This window comes from Cedecea neteri (assembly GCF_000757825.1).
Lineage (GTDB): Bacteria > Pseudomonadota > Gammaproteobacteria > Enterobacterales > Enterobacteriaceae > Cedecea > Cedecea selenatireducens.
Window position 1 is genome coordinate 3,183,418 of record NZ_CP009451.1, and the last position, 23,922, is coordinate 3,207,339.

Annotated in this window: 20 protein-coding genes; 10 read left to right on the forward strand and 10 right to left on the reverse strand. The window is 56.9% G+C overall.

Annotation, left to right across the window (positions count from 1 at the left end; all coding sequences use genetic code 11):
* Nucleotides 1–17: 17 nt before the first annotated feature.
* The 4 genes from argF (JT31_RS14790) to argF (JT31_RS14805) all read right to left on the reverse strand — a co-directional run bounded on the left by argF (JT31_RS14790) (nt 18) and on the right by argF (JT31_RS14805) (nt 4,959).
* Nucleotides 18–1,022 carry an ornithine carbamoyltransferase gene (gene argF, locus JT31_RS14790; RefSeq protein WP_038478609.1) on the reverse strand — a complete coding sequence of 335 codons (1,005 nt, stop codon included), beginning with the start codon at nt 1,020–1,022 and terminating at the stop codon, nt 18–20.
* 133 nt (nt 1,023–1,155) lie between these two features.
* Nucleotides 1,156–2,070 carry a carbamate kinase gene (locus JT31_RS14795; protein ID WP_038478613.1) on the reverse strand — a complete coding sequence of 305 codons (915 nt, stop codon included), beginning with the start codon at nt 2,068–2,070 and terminating at the stop codon, nt 1,156–1,158.
* Between the two features lie 13 nt (nt 2,071–2,083).
* Complete coding sequence (gene arcA, locus JT31_RS14800; protein WP_038478617.1) at nt 2,084–3,304, reverse strand: arginine deiminase; 1,221 nt, start codon at nt 3,302–3,304, stop codon at nt 2,084–2,086.
* A 650-nt stretch (nt 3,305–3,954) separates the two neighbouring features.
* Nucleotides 3,955–4,959 carry an ornithine carbamoyltransferase gene (gene argF / locus JT31_RS14805; protein WP_038478620.1) on the reverse strand — a complete coding sequence of 335 codons (1,005 nt, stop codon included), beginning with the start codon at nt 4,957–4,959 and terminating at the stop codon, nt 3,955–3,957.
* A 163-nt stretch (nt 4,960–5,122) separates the two neighbouring features.
* Here argF (JT31_RS14805) and rraB point away from each other — a divergent pair, with 163 nt between their 5' ends.
* The 8 genes from rraB to JT31_RS14845 all read left to right on the forward strand — a co-directional run bounded on the left by rraB (nt 5,123) and on the right by JT31_RS14845 (nt 12,848).
* Nucleotides 5,123–5,551 carry a ribonuclease E inhibitor RraB gene (gene rraB, locus JT31_RS14810; RefSeq protein ID WP_038478623.1) on the forward strand — a complete coding sequence of 143 codons (429 nt, stop codon included), beginning with the start codon at nt 5,123–5,125 and terminating at the stop codon, nt 5,549–5,551.
* Between the two features lie 47 nt (nt 5,552–5,598).
* Nucleotides 5,599–6,360, forward strand: a complete 762-nt coding sequence (miaE, locus tag JT31_RS14815) for a tRNA isopentenyl-2-thiomethyl-A-37 hydroxylase MiaE (protein WP_038478626.1) — start codon at nt 5,599–5,601, stop codon at nt 6,358–6,360.
* 11 nt (nt 6,361–6,371) lie between these two features.
* Nucleotides 6,372–7,187: a hypothetical protein gene (locus JT31_RS14820; protein ID WP_038478629.1), complete on the forward strand. Its 816-nt coding sequence runs from the start codon at nt 6,372–6,374 to the stop codon at nt 7,185–7,187.
* A 91-nt stretch (nt 7,188–7,278) separates the two neighbouring features.
* Nucleotides 7,279–7,869, forward strand: coding sequence for a transcriptional regulator UhpA (gene uhpA / locus JT31_RS14825; protein WP_038483153.1), 591 nt, complete (start codon nt 7,279–7,281; stop codon nt 7,867–7,869).
* The gene (gene uhpB / locus JT31_RS14830) at nt 7,869–9,371 is read left to right on the forward strand and encodes a signal transduction histidine-protein kinase/phosphatase UhpB (RefSeq protein WP_038478632.1); all 1,503 of its coding nucleotides are present in this window, start codon (nt 7,869–7,871) and stop codon (nt 9,369–9,371) included. The genes uhpA and uhpB overlap by 1 nt, the downstream gene beginning before the upstream one ends.
* A 9-nt stretch (nt 9,372–9,380) precedes the next feature.
* A complete protein-coding gene (locus JT31_RS14835) occupies nt 9,381–10,709 on the forward strand; it encodes an MFS transporter (protein WP_038478635.1) in 1,329 nt (442 codons plus the stop codon).
* A gap of 138 nt (nt 10,710–10,847) precedes the next feature.
* Nucleotides 10,848–12,239 (forward strand): hexose-6-phosphate:phosphate antiporter, encoded by a 1,392-nt coding sequence (uhpT, locus tag JT31_RS14840; protein WP_038478639.1) that lies wholly within the window; start codon nt 10,848–10,850, stop codon nt 12,237–12,239.
* A gap of 156 nt (nt 12,240–12,395) precedes the next feature.
* Complete coding sequence (locus JT31_RS14845) at nt 12,396–12,848, forward strand: DUF1198 domain-containing protein (protein WP_038478642.1); 453 nt, start codon at nt 12,396–12,398, stop codon at nt 12,846–12,848.
* 20 nt (nt 12,849–12,868) lie between these two features.
* On the opposite strand, the gene JT31_RS14850 is transcribed toward JT31_RS14845, so the two are convergent.
* The 4 genes from JT31_RS14850 to pepA all read right to left on the reverse strand — a co-directional run bounded on the left by JT31_RS14850 (nt 12,869) and on the right by pepA (nt 18,449).
* Nucleotides 12,869–13,378 carry a GNAT family N-acetyltransferase gene (locus tag JT31_RS14850; RefSeq protein ID WP_038483156.1) on the reverse strand — a complete coding sequence of 170 codons (510 nt, stop codon included), beginning with the start codon at nt 13,376–13,378 and terminating at the stop codon, nt 12,869–12,871.
* A 121-nt stretch (nt 13,379–13,499) separates the two neighbouring features.
* On the reverse strand, nt 13,500–16,355 hold the full coding sequence (locus tag JT31_RS14855) for a valine--tRNA ligase (protein WP_038478646.1): 2,856 nt from the start codon (nt 16,353–16,355) through the stop codon (nt 13,500–13,502).
* A 6-nt stretch (nt 16,356–16,361) separates the two neighbouring features.
* A complete protein-coding gene (locus tag JT31_RS14860; RefSeq protein ID WP_038478649.1) occupies nt 16,362–16,820 on the reverse strand; it encodes a DNA polymerase III subunit chi in 459 nt (152 codons plus the stop codon).
* Nucleotides 16,821–16,937: 117 nt separating this feature from the next.
* Nucleotides 16,938–18,449, reverse strand: a complete 1,512-nt coding sequence (gene pepA / locus JT31_RS14865; protein WP_038478652.1) for a leucyl aminopeptidase — start codon at nt 18,447–18,449, stop codon at nt 16,938–16,940.
* 274 nt (nt 18,450–18,723) lie between these two features.
* Here pepA and lptF point away from each other — a divergent pair, with 274 nt between their 5' ends.
* Complete coding sequence (gene lptF, locus JT31_RS14870; RefSeq protein WP_038478655.1) at nt 18,724–19,824, forward strand: LPS export ABC transporter permease LptF; 1,101 nt, start codon at nt 18,724–18,726, stop codon at nt 19,822–19,824.
* Nucleotides 19,825–20,904, forward strand: coding sequence for an LPS export ABC transporter permease LptG (gene lptG / locus JT31_RS14875; protein WP_038478658.1), 1,080 nt, complete (start codon nt 19,825–19,827; stop codon nt 20,902–20,904). It begins immediately after the preceding gene.
* A 63-nt stretch (nt 20,905–20,967) separates the two neighbouring features.
* On the opposite strand, the gene JT31_RS14880 is transcribed toward lptG, so the two are convergent.
* Nucleotides 20,968–22,197, reverse strand: a complete 1,230-nt coding sequence (locus tag JT31_RS14880; protein ID WP_038478661.1) for an amino acid permease — start codon at nt 22,195–22,197, stop codon at nt 20,968–20,970.
* A 179-nt stretch (nt 22,198–22,376) separates the two neighbouring features.
* Entirely contained in the window at nt 22,377–23,879 is a 1,503-nt protein-coding gene (locus tag JT31_RS14885) for a helicase HerA-like C-terminal domain-containing protein (RefSeq protein ID WP_038478664.1), read from the reverse strand.
* Nucleotides 23,880–23,922: the final 43 nt, after the last annotated feature.

Here is a 23,922-nt window from a genome sequence, read left to right on the forward strand (position 1 = left end):
CTCACTGCCCGACAGCGTTACGCGCCGAGCGTGGCAACCATCACGGCTTTGATGGTGTGCATACGGTTTTCGGCTTCGTCGAAGACGATGGAGTGTTTTGACTCAAAGACCTCTTCGGTCACTTCCAGCCCCTTCAGGCCATAGGTTTCTTCGATCTCTTTGCCGACTTTGGTGTGTTCGTTGTGGAAGGCGGGCAGGCAGTGCATGAACTTGACGTTCGGGTTGCCGGTCGCGTTGAGGACGTTCTGGTTAATCTGGTACGGCGTCATGATGCTCACGCGTTCGGCCCAGGCTTCTTTAGGTTCACCCATCGAAACCCAAACGTCGGTGTAGAGGAAATCTACCCCCGCGACACCTTCCGCCACGCTGTCGGTCAGCATAATGCGCCCGCCGGTTTCTTTGGCGATGGCGCGGCATTGTTCGACCAGCGCCGCCTCAGGCCAGAAGGCTTTTGGCGCTACCAGGCGAATGTCCATGCCCATCTTGGCGGCACCCACCATCAGGGAATTGCCCATGTTGTTGCGGGCATCGCCGAGATAGGCGAAGGAGAGATCCTTCAGTTTTTTGCCCGGCGCATGCTCCAGCATGGTCATCAGGTCAGCGAGGATCTGGGTCGGGTGGAATTCATTGGTCAACCCGTTCCACACCGGCACGCCCGCGAATTCTCCCAGCTCTTCGACGATGTCCTGGCCATAGCCGCGGTATTCAATCCCGTCGTACATGCGCCCCAGCACGCGAGCGGTGTCCTTCATCGACTCTTTATGGCCGATTTGCGATCCGCTTGGCCCGAGGTAGGTCACCAGCGCGCCCTGGTCAAACGCGCCGACCTCAAAGGCGCAGCGGGTACGGGTGGAGGTTTTTTCGAAGATCAGCGCGATGTTTTTACCGCATAGCGTTTTTTTCTCAGTACCGGCCTGTTTGGCGGCCTTCAGGTCACGAGCCAGGTCGATGAGGTACTGAATTTCTGCAGGTTTAAAGTCGAGGAGTTTCAGGAAATTACGGTTTTTTAAGTTGATAGTCATTTTCGTTATCCTTGAAGAGTAATAGTTTGCTGACCCTCACCCCGGCCCTCTCCCTAAAAGGGAGAGGGGGAAGTGCAGGCGACTCTGTTTTATCCCCTCGCCCTAAAAGGGAGAGGGTTAGGGTGAGGGGTTTTCACCGCCCCCGAATAAGCGTGCCTTTCTCACCGGCCAGAATCGCCGGGCCATCTTCCAGCGCGCCAATCCCGGCGATGCCGTGGCAGCTGGCGACAAAGCGGCTGCAGGCGGCCACTTTGGGGCCCATCGATCCGGCGTCAAAGCTCATCCCTTCCAGCTCAGTCGGTGTCACGCTGGTGAGCGGGCGCTGCGCCGGCGTGCCCCAGTTGAGGTAAACCGCGTCGGCGTCGGTCAGGATCAGCAGGGCGTCGGCCTCTATCTGGCGGGCCAGCAGCGCGGCGGAAAGGTCCTTATCAATGACCGCTTCAATCCCGTGGTAGCCGTCGGCTTTCTCCACCACCGGCACTCCGCCGCCGCCGTTGCAAATGACCAGATGGTCACGCTGAATCAGAGCCGTAATGGCATCGCTCTCGACGATGCGTTTGGGCTGCGGTGACGGCACCACGCGGCGGAAATACTGCCCGTCAGCTTTTACCGACCAGCCTTTGTCACGCACCAGCTCATCCGCCTGCTCTTTGCTGTACACCGGGCCGATATACTTGGTCGGATTGTTGAAGGCCGGATCCTGCGGATCCACTTCAACCTGCGTCAGCAGCACGCTGACTTCACGGTCAGGCAGATGATTTTTCAGCGCCTGCTGCAACATGTAGCCGATCATTCCCTGGCTCTCTGCGCCAAGAACGTCCAGCGGATAAGGGCTCACGTTTTGGTAGGCGCTGTTTTGCAGGGCAAGCAGGCCAACCTGCGGGCCATTGCCGTGCACCAGCACAACGCGCCAGTCGCTGGTGAGCCGGGCGATAGTTTTCGCCGCCAGCTCGATGTTTTTGCGCTGCAGGTCGGCTTCCAGCGGTTCTCCACGTTTCAGCAGAGCATTCCCGCCGAGCGCCACAACCAGCGTGGGTTTTAGTTCCATATGCTTTGCTCCCTTAAATTCCGTCGCGGTCCAGCGGGCAGCTCATGCAGCGTGCGCCGCCGCGCCCGCGCCCCAGTTCATCGCCAGGAATCGGCAGAACGGTGATCCCGGCTTTGTCGTATTTCTCGTTGGTCCAGATGTTGCGTTCGTAGCCGATAACGACGCCGGGGCGAACGGTCAGCACGTTGTTGGCGTCGTTCCACTGCTCACGTTCGGCTTCAAAGGCGTCGCCGCCGGTGGTGATGAGCTTGACCTGATCGATACCCAGCGCTTTTTCGATGGCGTTTACCAGGCTGGTTTCCTGGTGGCGTTTGATGCCGCCGTGGCCGTCAGGGGTTAAGGTCCAGCACTGCACGTCTTTGCGGACGACTTCCGGGTAAACGGAGAAGGTGTCGATATCGAGATGGGTCATGACGGTGTCGAGGTGCATGCAGGAGCGGTGTTTCGGCAGCTCGACGGCAATTACGCGGGTTGCCTGCTGGTGTTTGAATAATGATTCAGCGAGGAACTCTATGCCCTGAGGCGTGGTGCGTTCGGACATGCCAATTAATACCGCACCGCGGCCAATGACTAATACGTCTCCGCCTTCCAGCGTGGCATGGTCGTAATTAATATTTTCATCGCCGTAATATTTAATGAATTTTCCGTCGGTAAATGCCGGATGCCAGCGATAAATTGCTCTTAAATTATTGGTTTCACGTTGGCGAGCCGCTTTCGCCATTGGATTAATAGAGACGCCGTTATAAATCCAGCAGGATGTATCGCGGGTAAATAAATGATTTGGCAGTGGCTTCATAATAAAATCGGTCGCGGCGTGAGTATCCACCACCATATTTTTTATGTGTGTTGGGATTTCTCCGTAGGTCAGCCCACCAGAAAGGCGGCGCGCCAGTTCACGATGTGGCATATCGGCCAGCCAGCCGCGCACATCGGAGGCGAAAGCCGGCCCCAGACGGTAGTCTGAAACCTGCGTGTTCAGCAGCCAGGCCTTGGCATCGCTGACGTCCAGCGTCTGCGTCAGCAGGTCGGTGAGCAGCAGAACCTCGACGCCTTCGCCGCGCAGGGTGTTGGCGAACACATCATGTTCTTCACCGGCACGTTCAACCGACAGCACGTCGTCAAATAATAATTCCTGACAGTTTGAAGGGGTAAGTCTTTTCAGGCTGAGGTTTGGGCGATGCAGCATCACGCTACGTAATTGACCTATTTCGGAACCGACATAATGTTTGTCCATGACTATTCCTTTGCATTAATCTGGAGATAAAAGTGCCTGTGGCGCAATGAATATTGCGTCGCGATTTTAATAACCCGTTAAGTTGTCTTCGTGGCGTATCTTAATTTCTTCACAACCATTTAATGTGAGGTTTATCACGTGTTCAAGGCTGTTTTTATTTGTCTTGTTATTAATTGATGGGTGTCAGGAAATAGCAATTATACGGGTGGTGACAAATGCATAATTACTCGCTGAAGGAGTTTTAATTATTTCTTGGTGTTAAAGGGTTGTGATTTTATGCGAAAACAGGAATTTCTTAATGCATTGATTATTAATGTTATTTATTCTCAGTTTGAATGGTTATTCATTGTGGATTTTGTTTAATGCCGTGCAGGGAAGAAAATAGAACAATAGTTATTTTCAATCTGACATGAATGCAGTGAATGGAAACTGTGAGCGGGAAGAGTTTTTTCTTATTACTTACAATAAAACAAGGTGTTGGCGGTGTGTTCAAACTGACGGTGTATGAGGTTATGCCTTTTTTGTGCATAAAAAACGCGGGTGATGCACCAGACACGCAACATCTTTAGTAATAAACATGCGGGGGAAAAGAAAACCCCTCGGACGGGAAAGCCGCCGAGGGGCCAGGATAAGCCCTGGGAGCGAAAAAACTATTTTGCCAGCGTGGCGACCATAACGGCCTTGATGGTGTGCATACGATTTTCAGCCTGGTCGAATACGACGCTGTGGGAAGACTCAAAGACTTCGTCGGTAACCTCCATGCCGCCGTGCAGGTCAAACTCCAGCGCCATTTGCTTGCCCAGCGTGGTTTGATCATCGTGAAACGCCGGCAGACAGTGCATGAATTTGACCTGCGGATTGCCGGTTAACGCCAGCATGGTGCTGTTAACCTGGTAAGGACGCAGCAGGGCGATACGCTCGGCCCACTTCTCTTTGGCTTCGCCCATAGAGACCCAAACGTCGGTATAGATGAAGTCCGCGCCCTTAACTCCCGCGGCAACGTCTTCGGTTAACGTGATTTTCCCACCGGTTTTTTCGGCCATGGCCTGGCATTCGGCAACGAGTTTTTCGTCCGGCCAGCAGGCCTTCGGCGCCACAAGGCGCAGATCAAGGCCGGTCAGTGCGGCGGCCTCAAGCATGGAGTTACCCATGTTGTTGCGTGCGTCCCCGGCGTACACCAGCGTCATCTCATTCAGGTTTTTGCCCGGCAACTGTTCCTGCATGGTGAGCAAATCTGCCAGCAGCTGCGTAGGGTGATACTCGTTGGTCAGCCCGTTCCACACCGGCACGCCCGCATAGCTGGCGAGGGTTTCGACGATATCCTGACCATAGCCGCGATACTGAATGCCGTCATAAATACGGCCCAGCACGCGTGCCGTATCCTTAATTGATTCTTTATGCCCAATCTGGCTGCCGCTTGGGCCGAGGTAAGTGACGCGCGCGCCCTGGTCGTAAGCGGCAACTTCGAAAGAGCAGCGAGTACGAGTCGAATCTTTTTCGAAGATGAGCGCAATATTCTTGCCAGTAAGCTGCTGAATCTCATTTCCTTTTTTCTTATCGCTTTTCAGCCTGGCGGAAAGGACCAGCAATTCGTTAAGTTGAGCAGGGGTAAAATCGAGCAGCTTAAGAAAATTTTTCTGATAGAAGTGACTCATTTTTTCCTCGCGTGGCACAAGCCTTTATTGAATTAAAATTCAATTTATATGTATGAATATTCAATTGCAACCCCGCGAGTTAAAACTTTGCCGTGAAAGGTGGAGGCAAACCCCGGCGTGTGTGAAAATGAGAGTATCTGCCTACACATTTGAGGAAAGGGCCATGGCAAATCCAGAACAGCTGGAAGAACAGCGCGAAGAAACACGTTTAATCATTGAAGAACTGCTGGACGACGGTAGCGATCCGGACGCGTTGTACACCATCGAACACCACCTTTCTGCGGATGATTTCGAAACGCTGGAGAAAGCCGCCGTTGAAGCTTTCAAGCTGGGTTATGAAGTCACCGACCCGGAAGAGCTGGAAGTTGAAGAAGGCGATACCGTCATCTGCTGCGACATTCTGAGCGAATGCGCGCTGAACGCTGAACTGATCGGTGCCCAGGTTGAACAGCTGCTGAATCTGGCAGAGAAATTCGGCGTGGAATACGACGGCTGGGGCACCTACTTCGAAGACCCGAACGGCGAAGAGGGTGAGGAAGGCGAAGAAGGCGACGAATATCAGGACGAAGACGACGACGGCGTGCGTCACTAAAAGTAAGCGGTGCAGCGGCGTTCGGCCGCTGCGCTTCAGGATACCTCATGGACTACCAGCAACTCCTCTCCCCGATAAACCAATTCCTGCTGTGCCCGACGCCCGAAGCGTGGATTCAAAAAGCCCGTCGCCCGGAAAATCTGACCCTGCTGTTAACCGACCATATGATTTGCGAACTGAAAGCCGCGCAAACCGCGATGCTGTTCGTCCGTAAATACGTTGCCGATAAAGAGGGTTCGCAGGCGCTACTGGCCTGGCTGCAGCCCTATGAGGCTTTTGCTTTTCGCGACGGTGAAGAGCCCGATTTTCTGGCGCTTCATAAAGGCCTGAACAAAAGCATCATGCCGAAAACGAAGCACGGCTGGGGGCAGCAGCTTATCGACAGCATGGTATTGCTGATCAAAGAAGAGCTGCACCATTTTTGGCAGGTGCGGGAAATCATGATTGCCCGTAACATCCCGTACGCCAAAATCACCGCCAGCCGCTACGCTAAAGGTTTACTGAGTGAAACCCGCACTCATGAACCGCTGATGTTGGTCGATAAGCTTATCTGCGGGGCTTACATTGAAGCGCGGTCTTGTGAACGATTTGCCGCGCTGGCGCCGCACCTGGACGATGAATTACAGCGTTTTTACCTGTCGCTGCTGCGTTCCGAAGCTCGGCATTATCAGGATTATTTAACGCTGGCAGAACAGATTGCCGGGGGCGATATCAGCGAACGCGTTCGCTTTTTTGGCCACGTCGAGGCTGAACTAATCCAAAGCCACGACGACGAGTTTCGTTTTCACAGCGGCGTGCCCGCAGACTAGAAGGATGAACCATGAACTGGACCCACGTCATTATTGCAGGCTATGTCGGCGCCGCGATCGCCGCAGTGGTGGCGATATTTCGAAAGAAGGGCTGGGTCGGCAAAGTGGGCGCGGTGGTTATTGCGCTGGTCGCCATCATGGCGTGGAACATCCTTGACGTAAAATATCTGATTCCACGCGACAGATCCGGGCAGGAACTGGCCGAACTTGACGATGCTATGGCCCGGATGCCGGTTTACCAGGTGCTGAAGGAACAGGAGCCCGCGCTGTGGATGTCTATTCGCCAGCAGGCGGTGGAGATGCACCGGCAGGGGAAAACCGAGCAGGAGGTTATCGACACCATCCAGCCGCAAATCCTCGCCGTGGAGACGAAGCGTCTGCAAAGCGCGACGGATGACAACGTGGTGGCGTTTATGCAGGTGAACATGCAGCAAACGGCGATGGTGCAGAAGTCCAGCGATGACGCCTGTTTCCGTTTCCTGTTCCCGGGCGTGAAGGGCGGGATCAACTCCCCGAAAATCTTGCCTCGCGACGTGACGATGCGCCGTATGCAGGTGGATGCGGCGATGATGCGCTCCGCCTACGGCCCGGACAAACACAGCGTTACCGACGCCGAACGCGAACAGGCACGGCAGGACATTCAGCCTATCGTCCGGCAATTGACGAAGCGCTACGGCAGCGATCTGCAGCTGATGTCCGAGCCGCACAAAGCGGTGGGCAAAGAGGGGCTGGTTTGTAATCAGGTGCAGGAACTGTGGCGCAACGTGCTGCAGCTTCCTCCGGCCCGTGCGGCCGGGATTATCCGCCTGTCGGTTGCGCTGGAGTAGCCCGCTGCGCAGCCTCAAAATCGCTTAAGACTTGAACAGTCACGCGCTTATCGCTAAGGTATGCGCGTTTTTTACCTTCCTGGAAAGCATCATGACCGCCATTGCCCTTATCGACGACCACCTTATCGTCCGCTCCGGCTTTGCCCAACTTCTTGGGCTCGAGGCTGATTTTCAGGTTGTGGCCGAGTTTGGTTCAGGGCGCGAGGCGCTGGCGGGATTGCCGGGGCACGGCGTGCAGGTCTGCATCTGCGATATCTCGATGCCGGATATTTCCGGGCTGGAGTTGCTTAGCCAACTGCCGAAAGGGATGGCGATCATCATGCTGTCGGTGCACGACAGCCCGGCGCTGGTGGAGCAGGCGCTGAACGCCGGGGCGCGCGGCTTTTTATCCAAACGCTGCAGCCCGGACGAACTGATTGCTGCCGTGCGCACCGTGGCGACGGGCGGCTGCTACCTGACGCCGGATATCGCCATGAAGCTGGCGGCCGGGCGGCAGGATCCGCTGACGAAGCGCGAGCGGCAGGTCGCGGAAAAGCTGGCGCAGGGCATGGCGGTTAAAGAGATTGCTACCGAGCTGGGGCTGTCGCCGAAGACCGTGCATGTGCACCGCGCCAACCTGATGGAAAAGCTCGACGTCAGCAACGATGTGGCGCTGGCGCGACGTCTGTTTGACGGTTGGTAATGCGGACTTTCCTCTCCCGGCTGATCGCCGTTATCGCCAGTTTCTTTATCTTCTCCGCCGGCTGGTTTTGCCTGTGGAGCATTAGCCTGCATCTGGTGGAAAGGCCCGAGCTGGCGGTGCTGCTGTTTCCCTTTGGGCTGCGTTTAGGGCTGATGCTGCAATGCCCGCGCGGCTACTGGCCGGTTCTGCTGGGTGCAGAATGGCTGATGCTGGCCTGGCTCGCGCAGGAAGTGGCCCTGGCCCATCTGCCGCTGTTGATGCTGGGAGGGGTGTTCACCGTCGTACCGGTGGCGCTGATTTCCCGCTATCGCCATCAGCGTGACTGGCGCACCCTGCTGCGGCAAGGTGCGGCGCTTATCGCCGCCGCGCTGCTCCAGTCGCTACCTTGGCTGGGCCAGGGGCAAGAATCCCTCAATGCGCTATTGCTGACGCTGACCGGTGGCTTAACGTTGGCGCCGACCTGCCTGGTGCTCTGGCACTATCTGACCAGCACCGTCTGGCAGCCTCTCGGTCCGGGGCTGGTTTCCCAGCCGGTCAACTGGCGCGGGCGTCACCTGATTTGGTATTTGCTGCTGTTTGCCGTCAGCCTCTGGCTACAGCTGGGTTTGCCCGCCGAACTTTCCCGTTTTACGCCGTTCTGCCTCGCGCTGCCGATTATCGCCCTCGCCTGGCACTACGGCTGGCAGGGGGCGCTGATTGCTACCCTGATGAACGCCATTGCGCTGATAGCCAGCCAGACCTGGCACGATCATCCGGTGGATCTGCTGCTGTCGCTGCTGGCACAAAGCCTGACCGGGCTGTTGCTCGGCGCGGGGATCCAGCGTCTGCGCGAGCTTAACCAGTCTCTGCAAACGGAGCTGGCGCGGAATCGCCGCCTGGCCGAACGCCTGCTGGAAACCGAAGAGAGCGTACGGCGGGAAGTGGCGCGCGAGCTGCACGACGATATCGGGCAGACGATCACGGCGATTCGCACCCAGGCCGGTATTGTCCAGCGTCAGGCGCCGGAAAACGAAGGCGTGAAGCGCAGCGGGGCGCATATCGAACAGCTTTCGCTTGGCGTTTATGACTCGGTTCGTCGCCTGCTGGGGCGCTTGCGTCCGCGCCAGCTGGATGATTTGTCCCTTGAGCAGGCCGTACGCTCCCTGATGCGTGAAATGGAGCTCGAAAGCCGCGGCATCGTCGGCCATATCGACTGGCAAATCGATGAGCCCCTGCTTAGCGAAGGGCAGCGCGTGACGCTGTTCCGCGTTTGTCAGGAAGGGCTCAACAACATTGTGAAGCACGCCAGCGCCAGCGCGGTAACCCTGCAGGGCTGGCAGCAGGCAGAGCGGCTGATGCTGGTGATTGAAGATGACGGCAGCGGTTTGCCGCCGGGGTCCGGGCAGCAGGGCTTTGGGCTTACCGGGATGCGCGAACGCGTCACGGCGCTGGGCGGAACGTTCGCGATTTCCTGCACTCACGGCACGCGCGTCAGCGTAAGCCTGCCATTGCGCTATCTCTAAGGGGCAAGCATGTTCAGTTTTTTAAAAGTACCGCCCAGCGTCGCGCCGCTTAGCGACAAAAGTGAGATTGATGCCCGCTACCGCTACTGGCGCCGTCATATCCTGATAACTATCTGGCTAGGCTACGCGCTGTTTTACTTTACCCGCAAAAGCTTTAACGCCGCCGCGCCGGAAATCCTCGCCACCGGCGTGATGGAGCGCACCGATATCGGCCTGCTGGCGACGCTGTTTTACATCACCTACGGCCTGTCGAAGTTCTTCTCCGGGATCGTCAGCGACTTCTCCAATGCCCGTTACTTTATGGGCATCGGGCTGATAGCCACCGGCATCGTGAATATCCTGTTTGGCTTCTCGACCTCGCTTTGGGCGTTTGCGCTGCTGTGGGCGCTGAACGCCTTTTTCCAGGGCTGGGGGTCGCCGGTCTGCGCCCGCCTGCTGACGGCGTGGTATTCCCGCAGCGAGCGCGGCGGCTGGTGGGCGGTATGGAACACGGCGCACAACGTGGGCGGGGCGTTAATCCCCATCATCATGGGCGCAGCGGCGTTACAGTACGGCTGGCGCGTCGGGATGATGATTGCCGGCGGGCTGGCGATTATCGCCGGGCTGTTTCTGTGCTGGCGGCTGCGCGACAGGCCGCAAACCGTGGGCTTACCGGCGGTCGGCGACTGGCAGCATGACGAGCTGGAAATCGCCCAGCAGCAGGAAGGGGCCGGGCTGACGCGCAAAGAAATCCTCTACAAGTACGTGCTGGTTAACCCTTATATCTGGCTGCTGTCCCTGTGCTACGTGCTGGTGTACGTGGTGCGAGCGGCTATCAACGACTGGGGCAATCTTTATATGTCGGAGACGCTCGGCGTCGGACTGGTTACCGCCAACTCGGCGGTGACGATGTTTGAGCTGGGCGGATTTATCGGCGCGCTGGTGGCGGGCTGGGGTTCGGACAAACTGTTCAACGGCAATCGCGGGCCGATGAACCTGATCTTCGCCGCCGGGATTCTGCTTTCCGTTGGCTCGCTGTGGCTGATGCCTTTTGCCAGCTACGTGATGCAGGCGGCCTGCTTCTTTACCACCGGCTTCTTCGTGTTTGGCCCGCAGATGTTGATTGGCATGGCGGCGGCCGAGTGCTCGCACAAAGAGGCGGCGGGGGCGGCCACGGGATTTGTCGGGCTGTTTGCCTACCTGGGGGCATCGCTTTCCGGCTGGCCGCTGGCGCGGGTGATCGACATCTGGCACTGGAACGGCTTCTTCGCGGTGATCGCGATAGCCGCCGGGATATCGGCTTTGCTGCTGCTGCCGTTTTTAAACGCCCAGGCGCCGCGCGCCGCCAGCGAAGCGTGATGCATCTCACCCTTTTGCCCCAAGAAGGGCAAAACTAAGAAATATTCCCGGTTCGGCCTGGATGCTGTCTCAGGCCAGTTTGCTCGCTGATTTTTACAATGCCTGCCATTAAGCAGGTATTCATATCAGGAGTCATCCATGCTGGCCTTTCTAAACCAGGTGCGCAAGCCCACCCTGGATCTGCCGCTCGAAGTGCGGCGCAAAATGTGGTTCAAACCGTTTATGCAGTCGTATCTGGTGGTGTTTATTGGCTACCTGACGATGTACCTGATCCGCAAAAACTTTAACATCGCCCAGAACGACATGATCTCCACCTACGGGCTGAGCATGACGCAGCTGGGGATGATCGGCCTTGGCTTCTCCATCACCTACGGCGTGGGCAAAACGCTGGTTTCGTATTACGCGGATGGGAAGAACACCAAGCAGTTCCTGCCGTTTATGCTGATCCTTTCCGCCATCTGTATGCTCGGCTTCAGCGCCAGCATGGGCGCGGGTTCGGTTAGCCTGTTCCTGATGATCGCCTTCTACGCGCTAAGCGGCTTCTTCCAGAGCACCGGCGGGTCGTGCAGCTATTCGACCATCACCAAATGGACGCCACGCCGCAAGCGCGGCAGCTACCTGGGTATGTGGAACATCTCCCACAACCTCGGCGGCGCGGGCGCGGCCGGTGTCGCCCTGTTTGGCGCGAACTACCTGTTTGACGGCCACGTCATCGGGATGTTTATCTTCCCGTCCGTTATCGCGCTGATTGTCGGTTTTATTGCCCTGCGCTACGGCAGCGACTCCCCGGAGTCTTACGGTCTCGGCACCGCAGAAGAGCTGTTTGGCGAAGAGGTCAGCGAAGAAGATAAAGAAGCCGAAGATAACTCGATGACCAAATGGCAGATCTTTGTTGAGTATGTGCTGAAAAACAAAGTGATCTGGCTGCTGTGCTTCTCCAACATCTTCCTGTACGTGGTGCGCATCGGCATCGACCAGTGGTCCACCGTGTACGCCTTCCAGGAGCTGAAGCTCTCCAAAGAAGTGGCGATTCAGGGCTTCACCCTGTTTGAAGTGGGCGCGCTGGTTGGCACCCTGCTGTGGGGCTGGTTGTCTGACCTCGCCAACGGCCGCCGTGCGCTGGTGGCCTGCGTGGCGCTGGCATTGATCATTGCTACGCTGGGCGTGTATCAGCATGCGAGCAACCAGTACGTTTACCTGGCTTCGCTGTTCGCGCTTGGTTTCCTGGTCTTCGGGCCGCAGCTGCTGATTGGCGTGGCCGCCGTGGGCTTCGTACCTAAGAAAGCCATCGGTGCAGCAGACGGCATCAAGGGCACCTTCGCTTACCTGATTGGCGACAGCTTTGCCAAGCTGGGCCTGGGGATGATTGCCGACGGCACGCCGATCTTCGGCCTGACCGGCTGGGCGGGCACCTTTGCCGCGCTCGATGCTGCCGCAATCGGCTGTATTGTGCTGATGGCCATCGTGGCGATATTTGAAGAGCGTAAAATTCGCCGTGAGAAAAAAATCCAGCAGCTGAAGATAGCCTAAGCGTCCTGGTGAACGCTTCCAGCCCGGCATAACGCCGGGCTTTTTTATGCCTGCGGTTAACCCCGGCGTGAGGCATTACGGAGAAAAGTGATTGCGCTATACTGCCCGGCATTCATTGCTAGCAAATTGTCGTCAAGCTGCCGGGTATCTAACTTTATGATTTGGATTATGTTGGCCACGCTATGTGTGGTGTTTGTTGTCGGCTTTCGGGTACTCACCTCTGACTCCCGACGGGCGATCCGCCGGCTGAGTGAGCGGCTGGGGATCGATGTGGTGCCGGTTGAGTCGATGATCGATCAGATGGGGAAAGCGCAGGGCGACGCGTTTTTGCAGTATCTACACCGCCCGGACGAGTCTCATCTGCAAAATGCCGCTCAGGTGCTGCTTGTCTGGCAGATGGTGATTGTGGACGGCAGCGATCAAAATCTCCAGCAGTGGTACCGGAGGCTGCAAAAGGCCCGGCTTGCCACGCCGATAACCGACGCTCAGGTTCGCCTGGCGCTGGGCTTTTTACGTGAAATGGAGCCGGATAAGTCAGATATTAGCGCCTTTCAGATGCGCTATAACGGCTACTTCCAGCCTGAAGATGGCGTCCACTGGCTGCACTGAGACTCGTTTTTGCGCTGTGATCACAGCGCTTTGAGCATCGTGACTTCGCAATCCACGTGGCCGGTGCAGCCGAGCGGGGCAGGAATATGCTCGAAGCCAAGGTGTTCATATAAACCAACGGCCTCTTTCAGGAACGCCGTGGTTTCCAGATAACAGCGCTTAAAGCCCTGGGCACGGGCGTGATCCAGCGCCTGCAGCGCCAGCTTTTTCGCCAGGCCTTTGCCGCGAACCACCGGCAGGAAATACATCTTCTGCAGTTCACAAATGTCCGGCTCGCTACACGATAACGGCGCCACGCCGCCGCCGCCCACCACTTCGCCATTAATTTCCACCACCCAGTACGCATGGCCTGGCTGGCTGTAGAGCTGGTACAGCTCATCAAGGTTAGGGTCCGCGACGGTATAGCCTTTATCGGCGGTCAGGCCGTATTCGGCCGATACCTGTCGAATAACCCGGGCGATCGCCGAATTATCTTCGGCAGTAATCCGGCGCAGCTGGAGCTTCATATCAACCGGAGCAGTGGTGTTCATCATGCGACTCATAGGCTTAGGGAAGGATAAAAGGAGTTAATAGCACTTCATTACGGAGGGTGCAAGCTGGATAAAAAACGCCCCACACCGAAGTGCAGGGCGGATTATGCAGTGCGACTGATTACAGGGCGGCGATAACCGCCTGCTGTTCAATCAGCTTAGCTTTGGCGTCGGCAAAGCCTTCGAGACGCTCGCGCTCTTTGGCGACAACGTCAGCCGGGGCACGGGCCACAAAGCCTTCGTTGGACAGCTTGCCTTCGATCTTGCCGATTTCGATTTCGATCTTCACGACTTCTTTCGCCAGACGCTCGATCTCCGCGGCTTTATCGACCAGGCCGGCCATCGGGATCAGCAGTTCTGCGCCATCGATAATCTTGGTCACGGAAACCGGACCTTTGTCATCGACAGGCAGAATAGTGATGCTTTCCAGGCGAGCCAGGTTCTGCAGGAAGGTGCGGTTTTCGCTCACGCGACGAATCGCCTCTTCGCTACAGCCGCGCAGCAGCACGTCCAGACGTTTGCCTGGGGCAATGTTCATCTCGGCGCGAATGTTACGCACCGCGGTGATCACGTCCTTCAGCCACTCGGTGTCCGCGAACGCCGCTTCATCAACCTGAGACGCATCGTAGGCCGGGAATTCTTGCAGCATGATGGTGTCTGCGGTAATGCCTTTCAGCACTTTCACGCGCTGCCAGATGGTTTCGGTGATGAATGGAATGATCGGGTGCGCCAGGCGCAGCAGGCCTTCCAGCACGTTCACCAGCGTATTACGGGTGCCGCGCAGTTCCGCTTCAGTACCGCCGTTCATGACCGGCTTGGTCAGCTCCAGGTACCAGTCACAGAACTGGTTCCAGGTGAACTCGTACAGAATGTTGGCGGCGATGTCGAAGCGGTAGCTGTCCAGCGCTTCACGGTACGCTTTCACGGTACGGTTGAACTCGGCCAGAATCCAGCGATCGGCCAGAGACAGCACCATTTCACCGCCGTTGAAGCCGCAATCCTGCTCTTCGGTGTTCATCAGCACGAAGCGGCTGGCGTTCCAAAGTTTGTTACAGAAGTTACGGTAGCCTTCCAGGCGCTTCATGTCCCAGTTGATGTCGCGGCCGGTAGAGGCCAGCGCTGCCAGGGTGAAGCGCAGGGCGTCGGTACCGTGTGGCTCGATGCCGTTCGGGAACTGTTTCTCGGTGCGCTTGCGGATTTTCTCCGCGAGCTGAGGCTGCATCATGTTGCCGGTGCGTTTCTCGAGAAGATCTTCCAGAGAAATGCCGTCCACCATGTCCAGCGGGTCGATAACGTTGCCTTTGGATTTTGACATCTTCTGGCCTTCGTCATCGCGAATAAGGCCGGTCATATAGACGGTCTTAAACGGCACCTGCGGCTTGCCGTCTTCATCTTTGATGAAGTGCATGGTCAGCATGATCATGCGGGCAATCCAGAAGAAGATGATGTCGAAGCCGCTGACCATGACGCTGGTCGGGTGGAAGGTGCGCAGCGCTTCGGTATTTTCCGGCCAGCCCAGGGTGGAGAAGGTCCACAGGCCAGAGGAGAACCAGGTGTCCAGCACGTCTTCGTCCTGGTGAAGCTCAACGTCGGCACCCAGGTTGTTTTCGGCGCGGACTTCCGCTTCATTGCGGCCAACGAACACGTTGCCTTCTGCGTCATACCAGGCCGGGATACGGTGGCCCCACCACAGCTGACGGGAGATACACCAGTCCTGAATATCGCGCATCCACGAGAAGTACATGTTTTCGTACTGCTTAGGCACGAACTGGATGTCGCCCTGCTCAACGGCTTCTACCGCCACTTTTGCCAGCGGCGCGGTACGCACGTACCACTGGTCGGTCAGCATTGGCTCGATAACCACGCCGCCACGGTCGCCGTAAGGGACGGTCAGGTCGTGCGGTTTGATTTCGTCTAGCAGGCCAAGTTCGTCGAACTTCGCGACCACGGCTTTACGCGCGGCAAAACGTTCCAGCTTCTGGAACTCTGCCGGGATGTCGGACGCATAAACGTCGGATTCTTCGCCGTTGGTATCGAAGACTTCTGCCGCTTCGCGGATATCGCCGTCGAAGGTCAGAACGTTGATCATTGGCAGCTGGTGGCGGCGGCCAACTTCGTAGTCGTTGAAGTCGTGCGCAGGCGTAATTTTCACGCAGCCGGTGCCTTTTTCCATATCGGCGTGTTCGTCGCCAACGACAGGAATGCGGCGGTTAACCAGCGGCAGAACGATGAATTTGCCAATCAGGTCTTTGTAGCGCGGATCTTCCGGGTTAACGGCCACGCCGGTGTCACCGAGTACGGTTTCCGGGCGAGTGGTGGCGACCACCAGGTAATCTTTACCGTCTGCGGTTTTCGCGCCATCGGCCAGCGGGTAACGCAGGTGCCACATGGAGCCTTTGGACTCGCGGTTCTCAACTTCGAGGTCGGAAATCGCGGTGCGCAGTTTCGGGTCCCAGTTTACCAGGCGTTTGCCACGATAAATCAGGTCTTCTTTATACAGGCGGACGAACACTTCTTTCACCGCGTTGGACAGGCCTTCGTCCATGGTGAAGCGCTCGCGCTCCCAGTCTACGGAGTTACCGAGACGACGCATCTGACGGGTAATAGTGCCGCCGGACTCTGCCTTCCACTGCCAGATTTTGTCGATGAACGCATCACGGCCGTAATCGTGGCGGGTTTTACCTTCTTCGGCGGCGATTTTGCGTTCTACAACCATCTGGGTCGCGATACCGGCGTGGTCGGTGCCCGCCTGCCACAGGGTGTTTTTGCCCTGCATGCGCTGGTAACGGATCATGGTGTCCATAATGGTTTGCTGGAAGGCGTGACCCATATGCAAACTGCCGGTGACGTTCGGCGGTGGGATCATGATGCAGAAGCTTTCCTGGCTGGTGTCGCCATTCGGTTTGAAGTAGCCCTGCTGTTCCCAGTGCTCGTAAAGCGGCTGTTCGATATCTTGCGGGTTATATGTCTTTTCCATTGTCTGCTATGTCGTTCCCGGCGGGGTATAGGTCGCCGTAGTCAAGTGGAAACCGGCAACGCGGTACGCTTTGTAGCGCTCGCGGGCCAGTTGTTTCTGGGATTCTTCGTAAGGTACGAAGTCTATCACTTCCAGGAAAGCGGTGGCAAAATCTGCGAACTGCGGCAACAGGCTAATCAGAAGATCTCGAGGGGCGCTGCCGCGGCGCTGAGGCCATGCCAGCTCAACCGGCGCGCCGTAGCGCGGGCCTTCACCTGCCAGATTGTGCGGGACGAATGCCTGGGCATCTCGCTGCCAGAGTGCTTCGTCGAGGCGAATCGCCTGCTGCTCGTTCTCACAGGCGACCAGCACCCGCTTACCTGCACGGAATCTATCCGCTGCCAGCTCGCACACCAGCTGTTCCACGGCACTGAGCCCATCGGCGTGAGTGTCGTTATCCAGCAGGTAAAACGTTGCGTTTTTCATGAGACCAGCTTGTTAAGTTGAATGTTGTTGCCCCTCACCCTAACCCTCTCCCCAAAGGGGCGAGGGAACCAAACGGAGTTTTTTACGCCCGTCCAGGGTGAGGGTCAGTTTTACAAATTACTCTTCACCGTTAAATCCGGAGCGGTTCAGCAGGAACTGAGACAGCAGGGCGACAGGACGACCGGTTGCACCTTTTGCCTTGCCGGAGCGCCATGCGGTGCCGGCGATGTCCAGGTGAGCCCAGTTGTACTTACGGGTAAAGCGAGACAGGAAGCATGCCGCGGTAATCGCCCCGCCAGGACGGCCGCCAATGTTTGCCATATCGGCAAAGTTGGACTCCAGCTGTTCCTGGTACTCGTCGCCAATTGGCAGACGCCATGCGCGGTCACCCGCCTGCTCGGACGCGCTAATCAGCTCGTGCGCCAGCGGATTGTGGTTCGACATCAGGCCGGTGATGTGATGGCCAAGGGCAATCACGCAGGCGCCGGTCAGGGTAGCGACGTCGATAACCACTTCCGGCTCGAAGCGCTCAACGTAGGTCAGCACGTCGCAAAGCACCAGGCGGCCTTCGGCGTCGGTGTTCAGCACTTCAACGGTCTGGCCGGACATGGTGGTCAGCACGTCACCCGGACGATAGGCGCGGCCGCCCGGCATGTTTTCACAGCCTGCAAGCACGCCAATCACGTTCACCGGCAGGTTCAGCTCGGCAACCATGCGCATCACGCCGTAAACGGAAGCGGCGCCGCACATGTCGTACTTCATCTCATCCATGCCTTCGGCAGGTTTGATGGAGATACCGCCGGAGTCGAAGGTTAAGCCTTTGCCGACCAGCACAATTGGGCGAGCATCCGGGGACGCATTGCCTTTATATTCAATCACCGACATCAGTGATTCGTTCTGCGAGCCTTCACCTACCGCAAGGTAGGAGTGCATGCCCAGCTCTTTCATCTGCTGTTCGCCAATCACGCGGGTGACCACGTTTTTGCTGAACGAGTCCGCCAGCTGACGAGCCTGAGAGGCCAGGTAAGCGGCGTTACAGATATTTGGCGGCATGTTGCCAAGATCCTTCGCGGCTTTGATGCCGGAAGCGATGGCCAGGCCGTGCTGAATGGCGCGCTCACCGCTGGTCAACTCACGGCGCGTTGGCACGTTGAATACCATTTTACGCAGCGGGCGACGTGGTTCGGTTTTGTTGGTTTTCAGCTGATCGAAGCTGTACAGCGACTCTTTCGCCGTCTCAACCGCCTGGCGCACTTTCCAGTAGGTGTTGCGGCCTTTAACGTGCAGCTCGGTCAGGAAGCAGACGGCTTCCATTGAACCGGTGTCGTTAAGCGTATTGATTGTTTTCTGAATCACCTGCTTGTACTGGCGTTCATCGAGCTCGCGCTCTTTGCCGCAGCCAATCAGCAGAATGCGTTCAGACAGCACGTTTGGCACGTGATGAAGCAACAAGGTTTGCCCTGGTTTTCCTTCCAGCTCACCACGGCGCAGAAGCGCGCTGATGTAGCCATCGCTGATTTTATCGAGTTGTTCTGCGATCGGGGACAGGCGACGCGGTTCGAAGACTCCCACAACGATGCAGGCACTACGCTGTTTCTCGGGGCTACCGCTTTTTACACTGAACTCCATGCACTACGCTCCTGAATCTTAAAGACAACGGCGGGGGCTACAGGCTAGAATTGCAAGCTTTCGTAACTCATCTCCGCTGTTGCGATGACTTCGTGTTAATCTTAACGAATGGATCTACGTTTTCTATTATGTCTGAACATCGTCCCGTTATGCGAGTTCGCCGGGCTATCTAATCTTAGCGATGTTTTCGACGATTAAAGAGAATAAATGACGTATAAGCGATGAAACAAGCAATTTTCCTGCAAAAAGACTCGTTTTCACAGGCGTATTTAATGTGATTATCATAAGATATCTGGTTCGGGAGACGCTTAAGAGCCAGCTGGCGATCCTTTTTATCCTGCTGCTGATTTTCTTTGCTCAGAAGCTGGTAAGGATCCTGGGCGCTGCCGCCGATGGCGAAATCCCGACAAATCTGGTGCTTTCTCTGCTTGGATTAGGGGTGCCCGAAATGGCGCAGCTAATTCTCCCCTTGAGCCTTTTCCTCGGCTTGCTGATGACGCTTGGGCGTTTGTACACCGAGAGTGAAATCACGGTAATGCATGCCTGCGGTCTGAGTAAAGCGGTACTGGTAAAAGCTGCGATGGTACTTGCACTCTTCACCGGCATTGTGGCCACCGTGAACGTCATGTGGCTGAGCCCGTGGTCCGCTCGTCATCAGGACGAAGTGCTGGCTGAAGCCAGAGCCAACCCGGGCATGGCCGCGCTGGCGCAGGGGCAGTTCCAGGTCGCGACGGACGGTAACGCGGTGCTGTTCATCGAAAGCGCGAAGGGGAAAGAATTTAAAGATGTATTCCTTGCCCAGATGCGTCCTAAGGGCAACACGCGTCCCTCTGTCGTGGTTGCAGATTCAGGCCAAATCTTCCAGCGTCCGGACGGCACTCAGGTCGTTAAGTTAAATACCGGCACCCGCTTTGAAGGGACCTCTACCCTGCGCGACTTCCGCATTACTGATTTCAAAGATTACCAGGCCGTGATAGGCCATCAGGCGGTAATGCTGGACCCATCCGATACCAGCCAGATGAGCATGAGTGAGCTTTGGAACAGCCCTGATCCTTCCGCACGCGCCGAGCTGCACTGGCGGCTGACGCTTATCATGTCAGTGATTCTTATGGCCCTGATGGTTGTCCCACTGAGCGTGGTAAACCCGCGTCAGGGGCGTGTGTTATCTATGCTACCGGCCATGCTGTTGTATCTGGTCTTCTTCCTGCTGCAAAGCTCGTTACGCTCTAGTGGGGCAAAGGAGAAGCTGGATCCGATGATTTGGATGTGGGCAGTGAACCTGACGTATCTGGCGCTGGCTATCGTCCTGAACCTGTGGGATACGGTACCGATGCGCAAAGTGCGTGCCCGCTTTAGCTACAAAGGAGCGGCTTAAATGTTTGGTGTACTTGACCGTTACATCGGTAAAACCATCCTAAACACCATCATGATGACGCTGTTTATGCTGGTATCGCTGTCGGGGATCATTAAGTTCGTTGACCAGTTGAAGAAAACGGGGCAGGGCTCTTATTCTGCGGCGGGCGCAGGAATGTATACCCTGCTCAGCGTGCCGAAAGATATTCAGATTTTCTTCCCGATGGCTGCGTTATTAGGCGCGCTGCTGGGGCTGGGAATGCTGGCTCAGCGCAGCGAACTGGTGGTGATGCAGGCTTCTGGCTTTACCCGCATGCAGATCGCCTCCTCGGTGATGAAAACGGCGATCCCGCTGGTGCTGTTGACCATGGCAATCGGCGAGTGGGTAGCTCCACAGGGTGAGCAGATGGCGCGTAACTATCGTGCCCAAATGCTGCTGGGTGGCTCTCTGCTTTCCACGACCAACGCTATTTGGGCGAAAGATGGCCACGACTTCGTTTATATCGATCATGTGAACAATGATTCTGAAATTGCCGGCATCATGATTTATCACTTCAACGGCGAGCGTCGCCTGCTTTCGGTACGTAATGCGGCGGCGGCGAAGTACGACGCTGAGCACAAAGTCTGGCGCCTGTCGCAGGTTGACGAGTCTAACCTCTCCGATCCAAAGCAGATCACCGGCTCACAAACCGTCAGCGGCGAGTGGAAAACTAACCTGACGCCGGACAAGCTTGGCGTTGTGGCGCTGGACCCGGATTCGCTGTCAATCAGCGGCCTGTACGATTACACGAAGTACCTGAAAACCAGCGGCCAGGACTCCCGACGCTACCAACTGAATATGTGGAGCAAGATTTTCGCTCCGGTCTCGGTAGCGGTCATGATGCTGATGGCGCTGTCGTTTATCTTTGGCCCGCTGCGTAGCGTGCCGATGGGCGTGAGGGTGGTGACGGGGATAAGCTTCGGCTTTATCTTCTACGTGCTGGACCAGGTCTTCGGCCCGCTAACGCTGGTTTACAACATCCCACCGATTGTCGGCGCGCTGCTGCCTAGCGTGACCTTCCTGCTGATCAGCCTCTGGATGCTGACGAAAAGAGCGGGATAAGTTTTACCCTCACCTTTCTTTACCCCCCTCTCCCTTTTGGGGAGAGGGCCGGGGTGAGGGGAATCAGTGAATAAACATCACCGACACACACAAAATCCCGACAATCAGCGTCAGCAGATTCGCCAGCGAACGCCACGGCTTAAGCGCAGGCACCAGATAAGTCGACAGGGTTGGCATAATAAACAGAATCAGCGCGATGAGCGGCCCGCTGATGGCGTAAATCATCGCCAGCGCATTCGGGTTGATATAGCACACCACGAAGGTCAGTAGCGAAATCAGGGTAATAGAAAGCGCCCGGCAGAAAGCCCGGCTTCGGCTCATACCCGCCGCGCCCAGCGTGGACTTAACAATCGCCGTTGCCCCTTCAATCACGCCAAAATAGGTGCCCAGGAACGACTTGGACATCGCTACTATCGCGACGATAAAGCCTGAAATGCCCAGCCATGCAGGCGTGCCCGGCACCATCGACAGGGCGGACAGAATAGTCAGGCCCTGCGCCTTCGCGGCGGTAATATCCTGAGCCGGAATCGACAGGAAGCAGCTAAAGACGAAGAACAGCACGCTGCAGCAAATCACAAAGTAGGCCACTCGCATGATTTTCTTGCTGTTATTCATCGCCCCTTCGCCATGGCTTTCGCGCTGTGCCACCGCAAAGGTAGAAATAATCGGCGTGTGGCTGAAGGCAAAGACCATCACCGGAATCGACATCCAGATCTCACCCAACGCGTGGCGGTCGAGCACCAGGCCTTCGGTCAACAACGAGGTCTGCCAGCTGCTGGTCAAATACAGCGATAAAAACAGGAAGTAAGCAATCAGCGGGAACACCAGGAACCCCATCACTTTGATGGTCACCTGCCGCCCCATCAGGAAGATCAGGTTCAGCGCCGCAACGACGCCGAGGCTCACCAGCACCCTGACCGTGGTCGTAATCGGCCCGTGTTTGGCCAGCTGCTCGATCAACGAGTTGGTAATGGCGACGGCATAAATCAGGATCACCACAAAAAACGCGACGAAGTAGAGCCCGGTTATCAGGTTACCGATGGTTTTGCCGTAGTAGTGGGTCACGGCGCTGGTGATGCCACCGCTGCCCGACGTTTTCGCCGACAGGATGAACTGGCAGAGCGCCCGGTGTGGCCAGTAGGTCAGCGGGTAGGCAATCAAGGCCGTAAGGAGGAGAACGATAGCCCCGGCGGAGCCGAGCTGAATAGGGAGAAAAAGGGTTCCTGCGCCAACGGCAGTACCATATAAGGCGAAACTCCACAAAGTTTCTTCTTTTGTCCAGAATTTGCGCATTATTTAATCTTTTCTTCTGACTGATTTCTAAAAACCGGCGTAATCTAGCACAAAACTGACCTGGTGAGTCATGTGGCTGTTATTGCAGGTTTTATTACCAACTATCGGTGAAAGGGTTGAAAGGGAAAGTCCCCTCTCCCTGGAGGGAGAGGGGATGGGTGAGGGGGAAATGACGGAAACTACCGCTTACGCCCTCCCATAATACTGCCCAGCACGCCGCGAATAATCTGGTTTGTGACCTGCCTCGCCGCGCTCTTCGCCATCGTTTGCACCACGCCGTCGCGCTTGCCGCCTCGCGGCCCGGTGCTGCCGAACAGAATATCTTTTAGCCCGCCGAGGATCCCGTCGTCCACCTCCACGCTCTGGCCTTTGGCCGGCGGCGCATCCTGCTTATCGCCCGCGGCCTGCACGCCTTTTTGCAGCATTTCGTAGGCCGATTCCCGGTCAATCACTTCGTCATATTTGCCGTACAGCGGGGAATGATTCAGCAGGCCGTTACGCTCGTCGTCCGTCACCGGCCCCATGCGCGAACAAGGGGCGATCACCATCGCGCGTTCGACCACCGTCGGGCTGCCTTTGGCGTCGAGGAAGGAAATCAGCGCCTCGCCGGTGCCCAGCTCCTGAATAGCCTTTTCGGTATCGAAAGCCGGATTCGCCCTCATGGTCTGCGCCGCCGCTTTCACCGCCTTCTGGTCTTTTGGCGTAAAGGCGCGCAGGGCATGCTGCACGCGGTTGCCGAGCTGGCCGAGGACCATGTCTGGAATATCCGCCGGGTTTTGTGTCACGAAGTACACGCCCACGCCTTTCGAGCGGATCAGGCGAATCACCTGCTCGATTTTATCCAGCAGAACCTGCGGAGCATCGCTAAACAGCAAATGCGCCTCGTCGAAGAAAAACACCAGCTTCGGCTTGTCGAGATCGCCCGCTTCCGGGAGCTGCTCGTAAAGCTCGGACAGCATCCACAGCAGGCTGGCGGCGTAAAGCTTCGGCATCTGGTAGAGCTTTTCTGCCGACAGAATATTGATGATCCCTTTGCCGTTTGAGTCGGTTCGCATCCAGTCTTTAATATCCAGCATCGGTTCGCCGAAGAAATACTCTGCGCCCTGCTGCTCAAGGGAAAGCAGCCCGCGCTGGATAGCGCCCACGGAAGCACTGCTGATATTGCCGTACTGCGTCTGGAAGGATTTGGCGTTGTCGCCGATGTACTGGGTTAAGGCGCGCAGATCTTTAAAGTCCAGCAGCAGCAGGCCCTGGTCGTCCGAGATGCGGAAGATGATTTGCAGCACGCCGCTTTGCACGTCGTTCAGGTTCAGCAGGCGAGCTAAAAGCAGAGGCCCGAGGTCAGACACGGTGGCGCGAACCGGGTGGCCTTTCTCCCCGAAGATGTCCCACAGCACCACCGGATTGCCGTGCGGCGACCAGTCCGTTACGCCGATATTGGCCAGCCTCGCGAGAAGCTTTTCTGACTCAGCGCCTTCTTCGGCGACGCCGGTTAAATCTCCCTTCACGTCGGCCATAAACACCGGCACGCCGATCTCCGAGAATGACTCAGCCAGCTTTTGCAGCGTCACGGTTTTGCCCGTCCCGGTCGCGCCGGTGATTAACCCGTGGCGGTTCGCCATGTTGGGCAGAATATGCAGTTCAGTCTCTTTAGTTCTGGCAATCAGCAGTGGTTCAGTCATCAGCGTTTCCCTGTGGCAACATTTGTCTAAAGCATAGCTTTCC

What these genes read in the sequence shown, in the direction of transcription:
- uhpB (WP_038478632.1), top strand. Translation starts at nt 7,869, where the DNA reads ATGCGGACTTTCCTCTCCCGGCTGATCGCCGTTATCGCCAGTTTCTTT.
- JT31_RS14860 (WP_038478649.1), bottom strand. Translation starts at nt 16,820, where the DNA reads ATGAAAAACGCAACGTTTTACCTGCTGGATAACGACACTCACGCCGAT.
- uhpT (WP_038478639.1), top strand. Translation starts at nt 10,848, where the DNA reads ATGCTGGCCTTTCTAAACCAGGTGCGCAAGCCCACCCTGGATCTGCCG.
- rraB (WP_038478623.1), top strand. Translation starts at nt 5,123, where the DNA reads ATGGCAAATCCAGAACAGCTGGAAGAACAGCGCGAAGAAACACGTTTA.
- arcA (WP_038478617.1), bottom strand. Translation starts at nt 3,304, where the DNA reads ATGGACAAACATTATGTCGGTTCCGAAATAGGTCAATTACGTAGCGTG.
- uhpA (WP_038483153.1), top strand. Translation starts at nt 7,279, where the DNA reads ATGACCGCCATTGCCCTTATCGACGACCACCTTATCGTCCGCTCCGGC.
- JT31_RS14880 (WP_038478661.1), bottom strand. Translation starts at nt 22,197, where the DNA reads ATGCGCAAATTCTGGACAAAAGAAGAAACTTTGTGGAGTTTCGCCTTA.
- JT31_RS14845 (WP_038478642.1), top strand. Translation starts at nt 12,396, where the DNA reads ATGATTTGGATTATGTTGGCCACGCTATGTGTGGTGTTTGTTGTCGGC.
- JT31_RS14850 (WP_038483156.1), bottom strand. Translation starts at nt 13,378, where the DNA reads ATGAACACCACTGCTCCGGTTGATATGAAGCTCCAGCTGCGCCGGATT.
- JT31_RS14835 (WP_038478635.1), top strand. Translation starts at nt 9,381, where the DNA reads ATGTTCAGTTTTTTAAAAGTACCGCCCAGCGTCGCGCCGCTTAGCGAC.
- argF (WP_038478609.1), bottom strand. Translation starts at nt 1,022, where the DNA reads ATGACTATCAACTTAAAAAACCGTAATTTCCTGAAACTCCTCGACTTT.
- miaE (WP_038478626.1), top strand. Translation starts at nt 5,599, where the DNA reads ATGGACTACCAGCAACTCCTCTCCCCGATAAACCAATTCCTGCTGTGC.
- pepA (WP_038478652.1), bottom strand. Translation starts at nt 18,449, where the DNA reads ATGGAGTTCAGTGTAAAAAGCGGTAGCCCCGAGAAACAGCGTAGTGCC.
- JT31_RS14855 (WP_038478646.1), bottom strand. Translation starts at nt 16,355, where the DNA reads ATGGAAAAGACATATAACCCGCAAGATATCGAACAGCCGCTTTACGAG.
- lptG (WP_038478658.1), top strand. Translation starts at nt 19,825, where the DNA reads ATGTTTGGTGTACTTGACCGTTACATCGGTAAAACCATCCTAAACACC.
- argF (WP_038478620.1), bottom strand. Translation starts at nt 4,959, where the DNA reads ATGAGTCACTTCTATCAGAAAAATTTTCTTAAGCTGCTCGATTTTACC.
- JT31_RS14820 (WP_038478629.1), top strand. Translation starts at nt 6,372, where the DNA reads ATGAACTGGACCCACGTCATTATTGCAGGCTATGTCGGCGCCGCGATC.
- JT31_RS14885 (WP_038478664.1), bottom strand. Translation starts at nt 23,879, where the DNA reads ATGACTGAACCACTGCTGATTGCCAGAACTAAAGAGACTGAACTGCAT.
- JT31_RS14795 (WP_038478613.1), bottom strand. Translation starts at nt 2,070, where the DNA reads ATGGAACTAAAACCCACGCTGGTTGTGGCGCTCGGCGGGAATGCTCTG.